At 41.0% G+C, this 15,146-nt stretch carries 20 protein-coding genes, 1 tRNA gene and 1 riboswitch; of the genes, 7 read left to right on the top strand and 14 right to left on the bottom strand.

Features of this window, described 5'->3' with window-relative positions; all coding sequences use genetic code 11:
• Together LKE01_RS07095 and metK are read right to left on the bottom strand one after the other, a co-directional pair.
• On the bottom strand, positions 1–842 hold an 842-nt coding region (locus tag LKE01_RS07095), incomplete at its 3' end, for an MFS transporter (RefSeq protein ID WP_146979218.1).
• A 76-nt stretch (positions 843–918) separates the two neighbouring features.
• Positions 919–2,109: a methionine adenosyltransferase gene (metK, locus tag LKE01_RS07090; protein ID WP_056981773.1), complete on the bottom strand. Its 1,191-nt coding sequence runs from the start codon at positions 2,107–2,109 to the stop codon at positions 919–921.
• Positions 2,107–2,190, bottom strand: a riboswitch (SMK box riboswitch). (Overlaps the previous gene by 3 nt.)
• 120 nt (positions 2,191–2,310) lie before the next feature.
• On the opposite strand from metK, the gene LKE01_RS07085 reads away from it, so the two are divergent.
• Together LKE01_RS07085 and LKE01_RS07080 are read left to right on the top strand one after the other, a co-directional pair.
• Complete coding sequence (locus LKE01_RS07085) at positions 2,311–3,015, top strand: hypothetical protein (RefSeq protein WP_056981771.1); 705 nt, start codon at positions 2,311–2,313, stop codon at positions 3,013–3,015.
• Positions 3,016–3,142: 127 nt separating this feature from the next.
• Positions 3,143–3,496, top strand: a complete 354-nt coding sequence (locus tag LKE01_RS07080) for a hypothetical protein (protein WP_054769745.1) — start codon at positions 3,143–3,145, stop codon at positions 3,494–3,496.
• A 66-nt stretch (positions 3,497–3,562) separates the two neighbouring features.
• Here LKE01_RS07080 and LKE01_RS07075 read toward each other — a convergent pair whose 3' ends face one another.
• The gene (locus tag LKE01_RS07075) at positions 3,563–4,477 is read right to left on the bottom strand and encodes a magnesium transporter CorA family protein (protein ID WP_225426941.1); all 915 of its coding nucleotides are present in this window, start codon (positions 4,475–4,477) and stop codon (positions 3,563–3,565) included.
• Between the two features lie 71 nt (positions 4,478–4,548).
• Entirely contained in the window at positions 4,549–5,910 is a 1,362-nt protein-coding gene (locus LKE01_RS07070) for an amino acid permease (protein ID WP_056981768.1), read from the bottom strand.
• A 371-nt stretch (positions 5,911–6,281) separates the two neighbouring features.
• Between LKE01_RS07070 and LKE01_RS07065 the strand changes: the two genes are divergently transcribed.
• The 3 genes from LKE01_RS07065 to LKE01_RS07055 all read left to right on the top strand — a co-directional run bounded on the left by LKE01_RS07065 (position 6,282) and on the right by LKE01_RS07055 (position 7,553).
• The gene (locus LKE01_RS07065) at positions 6,282–6,839 is read left to right on the top strand and encodes a cysteine hydrolase family protein (protein ID WP_054769746.1); all 558 of its coding nucleotides are present in this window, start codon (positions 6,282–6,284) and stop codon (positions 6,837–6,839) included.
• 148 nt (positions 6,840–6,987) lie between these two features.
• Positions 6,988–7,350 (top strand): hypothetical protein, encoded by a 363-nt coding sequence (locus LKE01_RS07060; RefSeq protein ID WP_054769747.1) that lies wholly within the window; start codon positions 6,988–6,990, stop codon positions 7,348–7,350.
• A gap of 17 nt (positions 7,351–7,367) precedes the next feature.
• A complete protein-coding gene (locus LKE01_RS07055) occupies positions 7,368–7,553 on the top strand; it encodes a hypothetical protein (RefSeq protein ID WP_054769748.1) in 186 nt (61 codons plus the stop codon).
• Positions 7,554–7,672: 119 nt separating this feature from the next.
• Here LKE01_RS07055 and LKE01_RS07050 read toward each other — a convergent pair whose 3' ends face one another.
• From LKE01_RS07050 to LKE01_RS07020, 7 genes are all read right to left on the bottom strand, one after another.
• Complete coding sequence (locus tag LKE01_RS07050) at positions 7,673–8,083, bottom strand: Asp23/Gls24 family envelope stress response protein (RefSeq protein ID WP_054769749.1); 411 nt, start codon at positions 8,081–8,083, stop codon at positions 7,673–7,675.
• An 18-nt stretch (positions 8,084–8,101) separates the two neighbouring features.
• On the bottom strand, positions 8,102–8,542 hold the full coding sequence (locus LKE01_RS07045) for an Asp23/Gls24 family envelope stress response protein (protein ID WP_082619721.1): 441 nt from the start codon (positions 8,540–8,542) through the stop codon (positions 8,102–8,104).
• 23 nt (positions 8,543–8,565) lie between these two features.
• Positions 8,566–8,748 (bottom strand): hypothetical protein, encoded by a 183-nt coding sequence (locus LKE01_RS07040; protein ID WP_054769750.1) that lies wholly within the window; start codon positions 8,746–8,748, stop codon positions 8,566–8,568.
• 13 nt (positions 8,749–8,761) lie between these two features.
• Positions 8,762–9,328 (bottom strand): alkaline shock response membrane anchor protein AmaP, encoded by a 567-nt coding sequence (gene amaP / locus LKE01_RS07035; RefSeq protein WP_056981765.1) that lies wholly within the window; start codon positions 9,326–9,328, stop codon positions 8,762–8,764.
• Positions 9,329–9,358: 30 nt separating this feature from the next.
• Positions 9,359–9,610, bottom strand: coding sequence for a GlsB/YeaQ/YmgE family stress response membrane protein (locus LKE01_RS07030; RefSeq protein WP_054769751.1), 252 nt, complete (start codon positions 9,608–9,610; stop codon positions 9,359–9,361).
• Positions 9,611–9,841: 231 nt separating this feature from the next.
• Positions 9,842–10,897, bottom strand: coding sequence for a YdcF family protein (locus LKE01_RS07025; protein WP_054769752.1), 1,056 nt, complete (start codon positions 10,895–10,897; stop codon positions 9,842–9,844).
• A gap of 99 nt (positions 10,898–10,996) precedes the next feature.
• Complete coding sequence (locus LKE01_RS07020; RefSeq protein ID WP_169790308.1) at positions 10,997–11,467, bottom strand: MarR family winged helix-turn-helix transcriptional regulator; 471 nt, start codon at positions 11,465–11,467, stop codon at positions 10,997–10,999.
• Positions 11,468–11,603: 136 nt separating this feature from the next.
• Here LKE01_RS07020 and LKE01_RS07015 point away from each other — a divergent pair, with 136 nt between their 5' ends.
• Positions 11,604–12,428 carry a LicD family protein gene (locus tag LKE01_RS07015; RefSeq protein WP_056981761.1) on the top strand — a complete coding sequence of 275 codons (825 nt, stop codon included), beginning with the start codon at positions 11,604–11,606 and terminating at the stop codon, positions 12,426–12,428.
• Positions 12,429–12,502: 74 nt separating this feature from the next.
• Positions 12,503–12,811: a DUF960 domain-containing protein gene (locus tag LKE01_RS07010; protein WP_054769753.1), complete on the top strand. Its 309-nt coding sequence runs from the start codon at positions 12,503–12,505 to the stop codon at positions 12,809–12,811.
• A 210-nt stretch (positions 12,812–13,021) separates the two neighbouring features.
• Here LKE01_RS07010 and LKE01_RS07005 read toward each other — a convergent pair whose 3' ends face one another.
• The 3 genes from LKE01_RS07005 to LKE01_RS06995 form a co-directional block, all read right to left on the bottom strand.
• Positions 13,022–14,296, bottom strand: a complete 1,275-nt coding sequence (locus tag LKE01_RS07005) for a peptidoglycan recognition protein family protein (protein ID WP_225364677.1) — start codon at positions 14,294–14,296, stop codon at positions 13,022–13,024.
• 164 nt (positions 14,297–14,460) lie between these two features.
• Positions 14,461–14,532: transfer RNA gene (locus tag LKE01_RS07000), tRNA-Asn, on the bottom strand.
• 90 nt (positions 14,533–14,622) lie between these two features.
• Positions 14,623–14,931 carry a hypothetical protein gene (locus LKE01_RS06995; RefSeq protein WP_056981760.1) on the bottom strand — a complete coding sequence of 103 codons (309 nt, stop codon included), beginning with the start codon at positions 14,929–14,931 and terminating at the stop codon, positions 14,623–14,625.
• Positions 14,932–15,146: the final 215 nt, after the last annotated feature.

Below are 15,146 nucleotides of genomic sequence, written 5' to 3'. Positions count from 1 at the left end.
TTTCTTAGAAAACCACTCACTAAAAAGACAACAATGTTTTGAACCACAAATGTCCGATTATCAAATAATTCCATTGGAATCAAAGGATCCTCAGCCATCCGTTCCGTCCGGATAAACATCACCGTGGCAATTAACGCGATCAGGAAACAGACCGCAACAATCTGCCATTTGATTGGATCTTGGCCAACCAACTGAAAGGCATACATAACCACCAATAACATAATTGTCAGCCATGTGGTTCCTTTAACATCCATCTTACTGGTGGAATGGTGTGTATCTTCATGCAAAAATAGCTGAACCATGAGCATGACCACCAACCCGATGGGCAAATTGATAAAGAATATCCAATGCCAACTTAAATGGTCAACAATGAAACCACCCAATAACGGGGCAATGACAGATGCAATCCCCCATGCCGACGAGTTGAGGCCCAGAACCTGAGCCCGTTTCTCCAACGGGTAAATATCAGCAATGATGGTATTGGAAATTGGCATGATTGAACCGGCACCCACACCCTGGATTGCCCGCCAAAAAATTAACACAATCATTGAATGAGATAATCCGGACATAACCGAACCGAAGATAAATATTAAAATTCCACCAATGAACATTGGTTTTCGACCGACACTATCCGCCAGCTTGCCGTATATCGGTGTGGCAATCGCGTTAGTGAGTAAAAATATCGAGAACACCCAGTTCATCAAAGAAACACCGCGAAGATCACCCACAATTGTCGGCATCGCCGTTGAGACAATTGTTCCTTCGATTGCCGCCATAAACGTTGCGACAAACAGGGCAATCGTCACCAGTGTGACATTACTTTTGGTAGTTGCTTTCGTCATGAAATGACCTCTTTTCCTCTAAAAATAAACAAAAAAATGCCCTTGAATATTCAAGGGCGTTTTGCTTGTCAGCTGTTTATAACTTGAAATAATCTTTTAACGCATCAACCTTATCAGTATGTTCCCAAGGAAGATCAATATCTGTTCTTCCGAAGTGTCCATATGCGGCAGTTTGTTCATAAATTGGCCGCTTAAGATCCAACATTTTAATAATGCCGGCAGGACGTAAATCAAATAATGCTCTGGTGGCATCAATTAGTTTCTCTTCAGATACTTTACCAGTACCAAAGGTATTGATATTAATTGAAACTGGTTTGGCAACCCCAATTGCATAGGCCAACTGAATTTCTGCTTCGGTTGCAAGACCGGCAGCAACAATATTCTTGGCAATGTAACGGGCTGCGTAACTGGCAGAACGGTCCACCTTTGTGGCGTCCTTACCTGAAAAGGCACCACCACCATGATGGGCATAACCACCATAGGTATCGACAATGATCTTTCGACCAGTCAAACCGGCATCCCCTTGAGGACCACCAATCACAAATCGACCGGTTGGATTGACCAGATAGCGGGTCTTGTCATCAAGGTACTTGGCAGGAATCACCTTTTTGATAATCTGATTAATCACATCATTGCGAACCTGATCCAAACGCACACCATCGTCATGCTGGGTACTCAAAACCACAGTATCAACTCTGACAGGCTTGCCATTGTCATCGTACTCAACGGTCACTTCAGCCTTTGCATCGGGTCCAAGATAGCCAATTTCGCCACTTTTACGCAATGCAGCCTGTTTTCTCATTAATTTGTGCGCCAATGAAATTGGCAGCGGCATTAATTCAGGGGTTTCGTTGATGGCATAGCCAAACATCAAGCCCTGATCACCGGCACCAATTTGATCCAGTGGATCACCATTGCCTTCACGCTGTTCCAATGCATCATCAACACCCATTGCAATGTCAGGTGATTGACCATCCAAAGAAACAATCACACCACAAGAGTCGCCATCAAATCCATAGCGGCCATCTCGATAGCCAATTCGCTTGATTGTGTTTCTAACAACCTTTTGGATATCAACGTAGGCTGTGGTTGAAATTTCACCAAATACGAACACTAAACCGGTCGTAACTGATGTCTCACATGCTACCCGGGCATCCGGGTCTTTTGCTAACAAGGCATCCAAAATAGCATCACTGATCTGATCAGCAATCTTATCCGGATGGCCTTCTGAAACTGATTCCGAAGTAAATAAATGTTTTTCGCGCATTTCATTTTCCCCCTATTATTTTTTAAGGTTACAAGGCTTCTTCACGTAAAACGCGAATCCTATCGGGAACTCATAACTCTACAATCTTATCATAAATGATTTTATTTTGTAACTGATTTTTTCAACCCGTTGACCAGTGCCATCAAAACCAGTAGGATTATTTTTAGAATTATTTATTCCAAACGATAAGGAGAAAGTGACTTGTTAAACTATAATCGTTCCACTTTGATCCAATCCGGTCTTCGAGTCATCGGGATGTTATTAATTTGGATGATGTTTACCAACATTTCCTTAAAAATGTTCTTTATCAATCCCCGACTATTACATTTAACTTTGATTGGCTTGGTTTTTGCCATCTTACTGAATGAAATTTCACGACCACAAAAAAATTTGATCATCGTGGCGGGTGCCGATGTCGTGTTAGGTATTTTGCTGGCATCCCTCTACCTGGATATGCCAACTGTCAATGTTTGGCTGATTCTGGTGGACTTTGTTCTGGCAAATCTGTTGCTAATATCCAACTTTATTGACGAACCCCACTGCCGCTGGATCATCTTTGGCTTTATCAGCGGTACCGGCTTGGTCTTGCTGTTCACAACGTCTTATCACCATTACTTCTCACTGGTTTCACTCATGTATATCACGTTGATGGTGTTTGCCAACATCTTTTTTTCGTACTACGCATTCATGAAGAAAAACAATCAACTTTCAATGATTATTATCAGTGTCCTGATTTTGATGCTTTGCCTGACGCTGTCGATTTCATTTTTAAAAATCATTTTAATTACCGTTATCTTGGCCTTTTACGTTTATTTTGAATCTCGGGTAAATTTTCGAAACCATGAAAAACGCGCAAACGTTTCAGCCATTTCATTTCTGCTTTTTTCATTTCTGATCTGTTTTTAAGTTTCATTTATTATATTTTTGTTAATATGGTTAATTTTCAGAAAAGAATCAGCATAAATGTTACCAGCGGTCGATCAATCGTGTAGTATGACGTTGATTGATAAACCTGACAAGGACGGTGACAAGCGTGAACATTAAAGTAGTTGGTGATATCCGAGTAGGAAAGATTCAGCCTTCATTGACCGGAAATCCCATTGTTGACGATGTCCTCATTCAACATTTTTGTGATCGACTCAAGGAAAAATTAAATTCATTAAAATTATTCATTGATATTATTCCAGATCATTTCTTTGATGCCACTAAGCCATGTACCGACATCATTTTAATGGATCGACGAATTATTGCCGACCTACCCGATGAACTGTTAATGAACTTTAAGATAATCGACATTGACCATAACGATATTTTACGAGGTAACGTAGCTGGTGCATTAGAAGCACTCAAAAGATTTGATAGTGGTAAACATGTTTCTGCAATTTAATAAAAAAAGGTGCTGACATTAAACGCAAGTTTTTTGTCAGCATCTTTTTTTGTATTCAAATAGCATTTATTTTCGGAAGCGTCGATCCCTTTTGATATAAACAATCATCAATAGGACCATCACAACTGTTATGGCAATGGTATAAAGCCAAGCTGCGCCTTTCCCGGCAAACGGGAGCTGCACATTCATGCCATAAAACCCTGACACAATTGGCGGAATGGCCAAAATAAGTGACCAAATGGTTAAAAATTGCATTGTTTGATTCAATTTATTATTCAAGATATTTCCAAAAGCTGATTCGGTTTCGCCAACGACGTCACCAACAACATCAAACATTGTCTGACACTGTTTATACTCAATGAATAAATCATCGATTTCTGCAGTGACCTCAGTCGTTAATTGGGGTGACATCTTTAAATTACCTTTCATTGTCCCCTGCAGTTCTTGGAGAGCAATCAAGTTGCCGGCAGTCGCTGATCGCAGATACACCAGACCGGTTTTCATGGCTCCCAGTTCATCCAAACTCCGGTTACTGATGGCGCGATTACGCATTCCTTCCAGCTTTTCAGCTTTGTGGCTAATTCGGTCCAACTGATCAAAGTATGGTGAAATCAATGCAAACAAAATAGCTAGGATATGCTCAGCAACCGAACCAGATTCAGTATTTGAACGTTTCTGAACGAGTTCTACCTGCTGAGAGGCGTGACAAACCGTGATCAGCAACGAATCACTAAAGCCTAAAAATATCGGCGATGTGAGCATCCGGCTTTGACTGGGATCGGCAATTGCTCTGACAACCAAGGCACTAAATCCTGATAAGCCGTCAAAAGTTGCCCGGGGCTGTTCATGCCGATCCAACATATAACCTTTAAATTTCGCAGGTGCGCGATACTTGGTCGTCATACTATCCAATTCATCTTCGGTTGGCGAAATGGCCTCAACCCAAGTATACGTATCAAATTTATGAATTTTAATCATCATTGTTCCTCGTAAATCTTTATTTTAGTGATAACTAAAGTCTAATTTTTTCGAAGCGGAATTTCAACATTCGGTTACTTTGCCTTGCCTCGATGAACAGACAATTGATAAATGACCAGCATGGAGCCAATTGAAATCAAGGAAATAATCATCGCAACCCGAGTTGACTTGTTGACCAATAGGAATCCCAAAATAAAGACGAAGAAGAGTAACGTTACATAATCAGTCAATGGATATCCGGGCATCTTGAAAATCTTGGTTCCTTTAGGATGAACCCGACGATACTTAATATGAACGATGAGCAAGACAACCCAAACGACCACGAAATTGATCGTTGAAACGCTGGATACCAAGCTAAAGACGCCAGCTGGAATGAAGTAATTCAAAACAACAATAATCAGCAAAAATGCCGTTGAAAAGTTCAGGGCAATATTTGGCACCCCATTTCGACCTAATTTGGTCAAAAATGATGAGGCGTTACCACCCATACTCAGCGCGTACATTGTTCGACTGGTACTGAACAAACAGCTGTTGGTAGCTGATACGGCCGCCGTCAAAACAACAAAGTTCAAGATGCCGGCTGCCCCGACAATTCCGATCCCAGAAAAGACCTGGACAAACGGACTGGCAGTCGTTGTAATCTGGTCCCATGGATAAACGCTCATGACGGCAATCATCGAACCAACATAGAATAATCCAATTCGAATGGGCAGACTGTTGATCGCTTTGGGCAGATTGGCTTCCGGATCATCCGTTTCACCGGCAGTCAACCCCACCATTTCAATTCCAACGAAGGCAAAGACCACCATTTGAAATGACATCAAAAATCCGTGGGCACCCTTGGGGAAAAAGCCACCGTGACTAACCAATTGAGTAAACGAAGCCGTTGAACCGTCAACGTTGACATGGAAAATTGCCAGGCCAAAACCAACGACAACCAGTAAAATAATTGCAACGACCTTAATCATTGAAAACCATGATTCCATTTCTCCGAATAAGCCAACGTTTACCATATTGGCGCCAAACAGGCACAGGAGAATAACCAGTGGCGGAATCCATTGTGGAACCGTTGGAAACCAGTACTTAATATAAATTCCAGTCGCGGTCAAATCGGCCATTGCCAAGCTGATCCAGCAAAACCAGTAAGTCCAGCCGGTTACAAACTCCCAACGATCACCCAGATACATTTTGACAAAATCTAAGAATGAATGCTTGGATGTATCTGATAACAACAGCTCACCAATGCCACGCATCAGCAAGAAACAAAAGATTCCAACAATCAGATACGAAAGAATAATCGAAGGACCTGATGTATGAATAGCCGAACCCGATCCCAAAAACAAACCGGTTCCAATGGCCCCACCAATTGCGATCATCTGAATATGCCGACTCTTTAACGAACGAGATAACGAATTTGCCTGATTCTTGGTTTCCATAATATCCTCCTTAAAAATGTGAACGAAAAAAGCCCCCAGTACCTTTTACAGTACCAGGGGCGTTCAGTAAACGCGGTTCCACCCAAGTTCCACAATACAATATGTATTGCCTCTAATTGCAGATAAGGCTGCCACCATTAAGTATTGCCATATTAGTTGCTGACTTTCAGCAAATGTCAGCTCTCTTTGAATATTTACTAGTATACGGTTCATATTTTAATTGTCAACCCCAAATCGTCAACACTTGTTCACGAATCAAATACATATTCGGCATTATTCGGCAAAATAGTTGATTTTTAACTGAATAGCGAGTATCTTTGAGCCAATAAAAGTTGATTGGACTTTTAATCATCATTTTGGGAGGTATTTCGATGGAATCACATACTGCATTGCTAATTATTGATTATACAAATGATTTTGTGGCAGATAAAGGTGCTTTAACCTGTGGCAAACCCGGTCAAAAACTGGAACCAAGTATTATCGGCTTGGCAGACAAATTTGTTTCAAATGGCGACTGGGTCATTTTACCAACCGATGTTCATAAACCCAACGATCCCTACCATCCAGAAACCAAGTTGTTCCCACCCCACAATGTTCGTGGCACCTGGGGCCGGGAATTCTACGGTGGCCTCTCCGATTGGTATAAATCCCATCAAAACGACGACAAAGTTTATATGTACGACAAGACTCGATATAGTGCATTTGCCGGTACCGACTTGGATATTCGATTACGTGAACGCCATATCGACACAGTTCATCTAGTTGGTGTCTGCACGGACATCTGTGTGCTCCATACGGCGGTTGATGCCTACAATCTCTGCTACAACATCGTTGTTCATAAAAGTGGTGTTGCCGGGCTTACTCAAGCCGGAAATGACTGGGCTCTCAGCCACTTTGAGCATGTCTTGGGCGCAACTGTGGAAGACTAACCAAATTTGATTTTGCAAAATATCCAATTTTAGTGTTTAATGTTCTTCAGTAGACAAAATATATTTTTGTGTGAAGATGGCATAAATAATAATTTTATGACCATCTTCTTGACGTTTCAAAAATATTTTGGACTCAGGAGGAACGACAATGGCTAATAAAGTATCCAGATACAATAACGACCAGTGGGAAACCGCAAAAGAATCAGTCTTACAGGAATATGAAGATTACAAGCAAACCCTGCGTGATCAAGGGGTGGACTTTACAATTAAGAATGCTCGGAAACTATTGATCTACCAAGACTTGGTTGCTGAATGGCAGCACAAGATCGGCACTGTGATTACCGACCTTGAAGATAACGTGTTTGCATTGAGTGTTTTCGACGACTTGAAGAAGCGTAAAGAAAGCTCTTTATTGGCACGTGGATACGAGCATATTTCGAGTTGGCCCGATTTCAACCCAACTGCTCTGGCACTCTGGCTGGAACTTGAGGAAGACGAAGCAATGGCTTAATTTGCGAGGTGTGGAAAATGTCACATTTTGACGCATCAATGGTCGTGACAATTGCAATTGGTCTGATCTTAATGATTTTAACCAATAATCGTCCATTTGCCATTACCCTGGCGGTCATAGCGATTTTGGCAACGATTATGTTGACCATCAAAAAGATTCTTGATCGCAATCAATCACGCAATCAGCATCATCTAAAGGACTGACAAAGGTCAGTCCTTTTATTTTGAATCAATCTACCTTTCACGAAAATGCCCACATGAAAACACCCCTGATAACCAAATATGGTTACCAAGGGTGCTTTTCGTTATGGGCTTCAAATTCACTATTTGTCTTTCTTCTTGTCCCCCTTACTGTTCTTCTTCATGAATTCTTCACGGGTTTGCAAATCCTTCACGTTGATCTTTATTTCGGTTGGTTTCAAATCAGTCATATCAGAAATTGTTTGGCTTAATTTAGAAATAATCTTTTTGAATACCAGTGGGATTGACTTGCCATATTCCAGGATTGCATCCATGGAAATTTTGACCTCTTTGTCATCGTTGTCTAAATCTACCTTCACCCCCATGGATGGGTCGGTTTCATCACTAAATTTATCAGTGACAGAATCAATCAAGCCACCTTCAAGTGATAATACCCCATCCACGTCACGAACAGTGTTGCCGACAATCTTTGTTAATACATCATCTTCATAAGTCAATACAGTTTCTACGCTGTTGTTGTTTTCTTGTGTCATCGTTTTTTCCTCCATTGGCTACTTAACTCTGTCGTCGTTGACAGTGTTTGCGATGTCATCTTTTTTACGTGCGCTCTGCTGTTCCCACTCTTTTTTTGTCAGGACATCATTAATATTTAAATTAATTTCAACGACGTCCAAACCAGTGTAATTCTTAATCGCTTTTTGCGTTCGGCTGCAGATTTCTTCAAAGATTTGGCGGGCATCCGCACCATATTCAATGGTGGCTTCCATGTCCAATGCAACCTGTTTTTCACCAACTTCGGCATCAATGCCTTTGGTTGGATCTGTCGTTTTGGAGAATCGATCCGCCAGTTCACTCATCATGCCACCGTCCAGTGATAAAACACCTTCCACGTTTCTCGATACCAGTCCGGCAATCTTTTCAATCACTGAATTTTCAAAAGTCAGGGTTTTGTTTAATTCTGGTTTGTTAACTGTTGCATCCATTGCAGTCATCTCGCTTCCTGTAATTGATTTGCTTAATCATCACTCACTAATTGGCTGATGAGACTTTTGATTCCGCCAAATTTCCAGATGACAGCGCCAATTAATGCACCAACCAAGGTTAATGTCAGCACGATCAACATGCCGCTAAGGCCACCAAAGACCCAGACCACACCACAGATCATACCGAAGATGGCACCATACATTATCGTGTTCATAGACATCCACCTCCTAGACTACTCGTGGGCGGCCGGCTTTCTGCCGATTTGACGAAGCGTCAAAAGGGGTCACTTTAACCCGAACCTTTTTAACCTCAACATCCATCAACTGTTGCACTTTTTCTGCGACAATTGTTTGGATGTCTTCACCCACTTTAACTAAATCCTGATTCATTTTATCAACCGCAGTGACATTGACACGGGCAACCCGGTTTTTTGTGTGCAGTTGCATCTTCACTTTGACATCGTTGACATTGCCCTTTTCCATAATGCTGGTTTGTAAAATCTTTTCGACAGCGGCTTTGGAAATACTCAAACGGCCATTGGGAGATTTAAACCTCAACTGGTCTGCTTTTTGGGGTGAAAAGATTGCGGTTAAAATCATAATGATACTAACCAGAATCACAATCGCCGCAATGGTAACTGCAGTTACCAAGATCCAAGGTGTTCCCGTTTGTACCGTCTTATTGACCGTTGATGATAAATGGTCAATCGGGACAACCAGGCCAACCAGCCAAATTGATTGGGCAATTCCAACCAGGCCGACAATCCATATAAGAAGTTTTGTAAACTTATTCACTTTGCGACCTCCTTTCAGCAAAGAGGTAACTTAACTCGCAAGCCCTCGAGTGACCATCGAAACGACCAGGACCAGGATAACTGCACCAACAATTGCCGGTAAGATTGCCATCCCTGCCAGTTGTGGCCCCCAGGAACCAAATATTGCCTCTCCAAGCCACGCACCTATCAGGCCACCAACTATGTTACCAATCCATCCCATGGGCATGTCACGGCTAACAATCGCTCCTGCAAGGGCACCAATCAGTCCGCCAATGATAAGAGTCCAGAGTAAACTAAACATGATAATCATCCTTTCTGTAAATAGTATTTTCGGATTAATAGCTTTTTTGCTATATTTATATTCTACAATAACCGATAACTTATTGTGTGAATAAGATGTGAAGAAAGATAGAAAAGAATATGAAGATTCGCCGGGCAATCTGAAAAACACGGAATTCAGCCATAAAACAGGCATCTGACCCCATATATAAAAAAAGAGCCGACTAATCAGTCGACTCCAGATCATCTAAAATTACATAATTCCAAGCCAAACGCCGATTCCCGACACCAGCGCAGCAATTAACATCAAACCAACCATCATCAGATGGAACTTTTTATGCATCACAACAAATGCCAGATACTCTCTAATCACGGCATTGGGTAAATAGTAAAACGGGGTTTTTGAGCCAATTCCGAAAGCGTTCATGCCAACCTTACGGGCCAGGATTCCAGCCCGTAACGTATGATAGTTGCTGGTCACGAAAATGACCCGTACCTGCGAGGAATTAGCGTCTCCTTCAATGATTTTCTTGGAAAATTGCATGTTTTGATACGTATTGATGGACTTGGTTTCCACCATCATGTCAGCCCGTCTGGCACCGTGCTCCAAGGCATAATCCCTCATTGCGACACTCTCAGGGACCTTCTCGTCGCCACCCTGACCGCCGGATAAGATGATTTTGGCATGTTTATTGGCTTTATGAATTTGGTGATTATAAAATTCAATGCCTTTATTAATTCTGCCGCCAAGTAATCGGCCAACTTTATGCCCATCAATTAATCCGGCGCCTAAAATGATAATATAATCCTTATTGTTGCGGGGAAAATAGAGCTGATACAGGAGCATCGATGATATCGTATTCCAAACCGTCAGCAAGATATACAGGATCAACATCGTCAAAAAAGTCATGATGAAAGTCTGAATGGGCGCCGGCGCGTTAATTGGATTGAAAAAGATCAAAATATCAACCAGTACCACGCCAACTCCGGCAATTAAGGTCAATGAACCACTTAGGCTGTATCCTTCCTTTCGCCAAACAACGATCGCGTTAACAAACAAAAAGACAAAGCTCAAAATTAGTCCTAAAATAACGGCCAGCCCAACGACAATTAAAGCCACTGCCAGTACCAACGCGTAATACTTTTGACCAATCAACTCAAATGACTGGGTCAATAAGACGAGCAACGCCAGTAAATCCAAATTCGTCAACCAGCCAATGACCGTCGAATTCCGATTTTTGATCAAATATGTACCTAAAAAGATTGTCAAAATTGCAAAGACAATCCCAGTCACTGACAACATCCACATTTCTGAAGCCCCCTTTATGATTGAATATAAATCGGCAAAATAAAAGCCGGCAGCAAAACGCACAGTTTTGCCCCGGTCCGAATCCTTATACCCAGTTGATTATTTTTGTTGGTAATCTTTACTGTTCATTTCTTCAGCCGCAAATTCTTTGATAAACTGAAGAATTGCTCGAACTTTGTCATCCCCATAACGACTGATCCAGCTGTCAAATCGTTTAGTAATCAGATCATCAACGTGCTTTTCCGTCTTCTCACCAGCTGGTGTGAGGTGTAAATATAATCTGCGACGATCACTTTCAGCAGGCTTTTGAAAAATATAATCGTGCTGTAATAAAACTTTGATTTGTCGTGAAATTGCGCTACGTGTAACCCGTCGTTCACTGGCAATATCCATCAATGAAACATTTTCTTTTTCGGCAATCGTATGCAAAATTAAGTATTGTTCAAAAGAAAGCCCATACTTCGTTGCCGGCTCGGAAACAAAATTATCTAAGTATTTAAGCGACGACAAATAAACATCAATTGCCTCTTTTAATAATTCCTGATTTGTTTTGCTCATATCTGTCACCATTCCCCTTTAATTATTGAAACTTATATCACCTTAATTATATATTTTAGTGAGCAGTGTCGCAACTAAATGGATTAACTTTATCGTATAGCGGGTTTATGCTTTATAATTATTACATAATAGAAAAGGATTGATACTTATGGCCGATGAAGTTGTTACGTTAATTCACCACATTGAACTCAATATTTTTAAAGAATTTGCCCACATCGCCAATCGACATCATATTAATTACTTTGCAATGGGTGGCACAATGCTCGGTGCCGTTCGTCACCAAGGCTTTATTCCATGGGATGATGACATGGATGTCGGGATGGTAAGAAGCGACTATGACCATTTCTTGAAAGTCGCCAAAAAGGAATTGGAGCCCACCCATTATTTTCTGCAGACCCCGTGGACAGATGACAATTATGCCCTGAGTTATGCGAAACTGCTGGATCGAAACACGTTTATCGAAGAAAAGAACAATGTTAACAATGCTCGAAAAGGCGTGTTCCTGGATATCTTCCCTTTGGACAAGATTCCCGACTCTACGGCCAGACAACGTCGCCAAATTCTGGATATTCGAAGACTGGATAGCCGAATATACCTGAAATTACGGTATAATATTATTGATAATCCAATTAGGAAATTTCAAAATCCCCTCTCTGAAGCTCAAGTGGAAACAGCCGATGACTATAAAAAAGATCGGGAAGAAATCATGAGGATGTACAATGATAAACCGGCTTTGATGAATGTTAAAAATCTTGCGTCACAGTATTCATATGAAAAAGAGATTTTAAATCTTGATCAATTAAACGACATGATTGACTTACCATTTGAAGATACCCATATTCCTGTACCGGCAGATTATGATACAATTTTAACAAGAATCTATGGTCACTATATGGAATTACCACCGGAAAATGCCAGAACAGAGAAGCATATTGTCCGTCTGATTACCGATAACCAAGAGTTTGAACTATAACTAATTACTTGCATTAGCCTAATTTTTTTGGTAGGTTACATACGTTAAGCAATGTAGAAATGAAGGTGCTATGAATGTTTAATCCAAATGAATCCCGATTTGCCAGTTACTCAATCGTCTCATCATTGCCAGATGAAGCCATCGACAATGTTTGGTACATCATTGACAACGATTTGCAGGGAGTCTTCCAATTATCTAATTTAATCACATTCAATTTAGTTAATAATGATGGCAAGCTTTCCTATGATTTTATTCAAGGTAACGAGCTTGTTGCCACCTTTGACTCCCCTTATCCATACGATAATGGCTATCCAAAATCATTGGTTGTCTATGACAGCGGTGATCGCCAAATAATCGCAACCCCATCAGAAATTAATCTTTAATAAACGAAAAGAGAGTGGAACAAAAGGCGTTTTGATCCCAGAATTTAAGAGCATAAATCGATTATTCCTGGGTTTGGAATGATTGATTTATGCTCTTAAATGGCCGGGATCAGCCGATTGTTGCACGTTTTAGCAAAATAATATGACATTACCAGAAAAGGGGGCTGAGGCAAAAGTATAAACTTTTGTCCCAGCCTCCTTTTTGATCCGTTATTTAATTGCTTGCGCACAAACCCATTGATTTTGACCGTTCAATGTAAACCGGTACCAAATAGTCCTGCCGTTAGTGTGATACTTAACGGCTTTTTTATTTGTTTTGACCTTTTGATTTAAGACATCTTTGGAATGACCTGTGACCAGTGATAAGGATGCGGTGTTATAGACATGGTTACGTAAAGCATACTGTGGTTGCTTGATCGTGATTGACTGATTTGAATCGGCAAAGGTCACTGGGTTAAAGTTTAATGCCCGACTGTAAACCCAGTATCTCTGAGCATTTGTCTCTTTGCTGAATCGAATTCGATACCAGGTCGTGTTTGCCGGACGTTTAACGCCACGAGCGTCCACGTATACCTTATGTCCGGGATATACCGGTACATTTGCCCAGCTGTAGCTGAATGCGCTATAACCGGCGTTTTTAATGTGATTATAAAGCAGGTACCTGGAAAAGCTTTGACTCAAAACAGCCGTTTCATTCCCCTGGCCACGATGGTATTTGACTGTCGCCGGCTTGGTAACGGTATTTTTGGTTAACTGTGGGTTGCCGGTCTCGGATGAATTACCATCGTTTGAACTGGTACTATCAGCAGCATAATAGTGCCTTACCAGGGCATAAAAATCGTTCATTGTGTAAGCCTGGCCAAAATATTTCTGCCCGCTCTTGGCATAATAGCCATCAGGATCGACATGATCAGAACCGCCAAGGTAATGGGCAACCGCTTTATGCGACCAAACCGTTCCTTTGCCATCGTTCACGGCATTGTTTAAAGGTAAATTGTATTGATGCAGCAATTCTGCAGTATAGTTGGCAGCATTATTGACTTCTTTGGCAAAGGCCGCTTTACTGTGCACCTCAACCTGCTCAAATTGAATAAACCTGCCATTTCCAGGGAAACCACATCCCCAGGCTAAATAATTGGTATTGGCAATGTTAATAACCCGAGAAGCATCCACATAAGAATGCACAAAAGCATTCTGGTAATTTTTCTTCATATAGGCAATCTCGCCGTAAATGGTTGAATTGGGATTCCCCGTTTCATGGACAACCACCCCGTTGGGGTTACCGCTTGAATATTTATTGGTTGGAAATCCGCTCCAGATGGATTTGGTAACCTTTGCCGGCTGCAAATGATTTGAATAAATATAATGATTAACAGCAGAATCAGCATGGGCATTCAACAATCCCCCGATTGTCGAAAACCCGATAAATACCGTTATCCCCAACATGCCCTGCACAAGGCTTTGAAATAATCCGTGATTTTTCACCGTCTATCTCCCCCAAGATGGAATTCGAAATAATAATTGATCAACGCTTTATTTATATTAATCCTATCATATTCCACAGCGATGTGAAAAGACCGATAAGAACCGCCACTTTTTGATAAAAATGGACAAAATAAAAAGCAGGTTCAACACCTGCTTTTTAGCGACTGCTCCGGCTGGGTTCGAACCAGCGACCTCTTGATTAACAGTCAATTATTCTACCACTGAACTACGGAGCAAAAATATTTTCTTTAAAAACGACATATATATTTATATCATATCCACGGAAAATATGCAAACCAATTTATCATTTAAATTTCATTTGTTCACTAACTAATGTGATTTTCTTTAAGAATAATGTCAACTTCTTTTTGCATCTCAGGGGTTTTCTTCCATTCTTCGAAGTGATCCATATCTTCTGTCGGCATCGTGTAATTCTCGTTGATATAATGCTCATATTTAGCAACGTGAGGTGAATGTGGAATGTTTAGCTGTAATATCCTTACCTGCTTGATGAAGCCCCTGTCAGCGGCTAATTCTGCACGACCGTTTTGAACCATGTTACTGATCTCAATATACTTGCTGCCATCATTTCTGGTAATCTCTTCAATTAACGTTAGAACTTCATGACTCTTCAAAAGAAATCCTCCTCTTGGTTTTCTTAGCTCACAAAAACAATTATACATAAAAAAACTGACGTTATAAAGACGCCAGTTTTTTAAGAGAGAAAGAGAATTGATTAGAAGGTATTTATTTAGTACCCGAACATAATATACTCAATATTGTAAGCGCTGTCAACTATAATCACAAAAAAGGCAGCCAACCTTCAAAGTTGGCTGTCTAAAAACGGAGT

Source organism: Lentilactobacillus kefiri (assembly GCF_007989105.1).
Classification (GTDB): domain Bacteria; phylum Bacillota; class Bacilli; order Lactobacillales; family Lactobacillaceae; genus Lentilactobacillus; species Lentilactobacillus kefiri.
This window is presented reverse-complemented; position numbering and strand designations above follow the sequence as displayed.

Bases quoted from the DNA above. Each gene is read 5' to 3' on its own strand.
- metK (WP_056981773.1), bottom strand. From the start codon at position 2,109: ATGCGCGAAAAACATTTATTTACTTCGGAATCAGTTTCAGAAGGCCAT.
- LKE01_RS07075 (WP_225426941.1), bottom strand. From the start codon at position 4,477: ATGATGATTAAAATTCATAAATTTGATACGTATACTTGGGTTGAGGCC.
- LKE01_RS07070 (WP_056981768.1), bottom strand. From the start codon at position 5,910: ATGGAAACCAAGAATCAGGCAAATTCGTTATCTCGTTCGTTAAAGAGT.
- LKE01_RS07065 (WP_054769746.1), top strand. From the start codon at position 6,282: ATGGAATCACATACTGCATTGCTAATTATTGATTATACAAATGATTTT.
- LKE01_RS07060 (WP_054769747.1), top strand. From the start codon at position 6,988: ATGGCTAATAAAGTATCCAGATACAATAACGACCAGTGGGAAACCGCA.
- LKE01_RS07055 (WP_054769748.1), top strand. From the start codon at position 7,368: ATGTCACATTTTGACGCATCAATGGTCGTGACAATTGCAATTGGTCTG.
- LKE01_RS07050 (WP_054769749.1), bottom strand. From the start codon at position 8,083: ATGACACAAGAAAACAACAACAGCGTAGAAACTGTATTGACTTATGAA.
- LKE01_RS07045 (WP_082619721.1), bottom strand. From the start codon at position 8,542: ATGACTGCAATGGATGCAACAGTTAACAAACCAGAATTAAACAAAACC.
- LKE01_RS07040 (WP_054769750.1), bottom strand. From the start codon at position 8,748: ATGAACACGATAATGTATGGTGCCATCTTCGGTATGATCTGTGGTGTG.
- LKE01_RS07030 (WP_054769751.1), bottom strand. From the start codon at position 9,610: ATGTTTAGTTTACTCTGGACTCTTATCATTGGCGGACTGATTGGTGCC.
- LKE01_RS07025 (WP_054769752.1), bottom strand. From the start codon at position 10,897: ATGTGGATGTTGTCAGTGACTGGGATTGTCTTTGCAATTTTGACAATC.
- LKE01_RS07020 (WP_169790308.1), bottom strand. From the start codon at position 11,467: ATGGTGACAGATATGAGCAAAACAAATCAGGAATTATTAAAAGAGGCA.
- LKE01_RS07015 (WP_056981761.1), top strand. From the start codon at position 11,604: ATGGCCGATGAAGTTGTTACGTTAATTCACCACATTGAACTCAATATT.
- LKE01_RS07010 (WP_054769753.1), top strand. From the start codon at position 12,503: ATGTTTAATCCAAATGAATCCCGATTTGCCAGTTACTCAATCGTCTCA.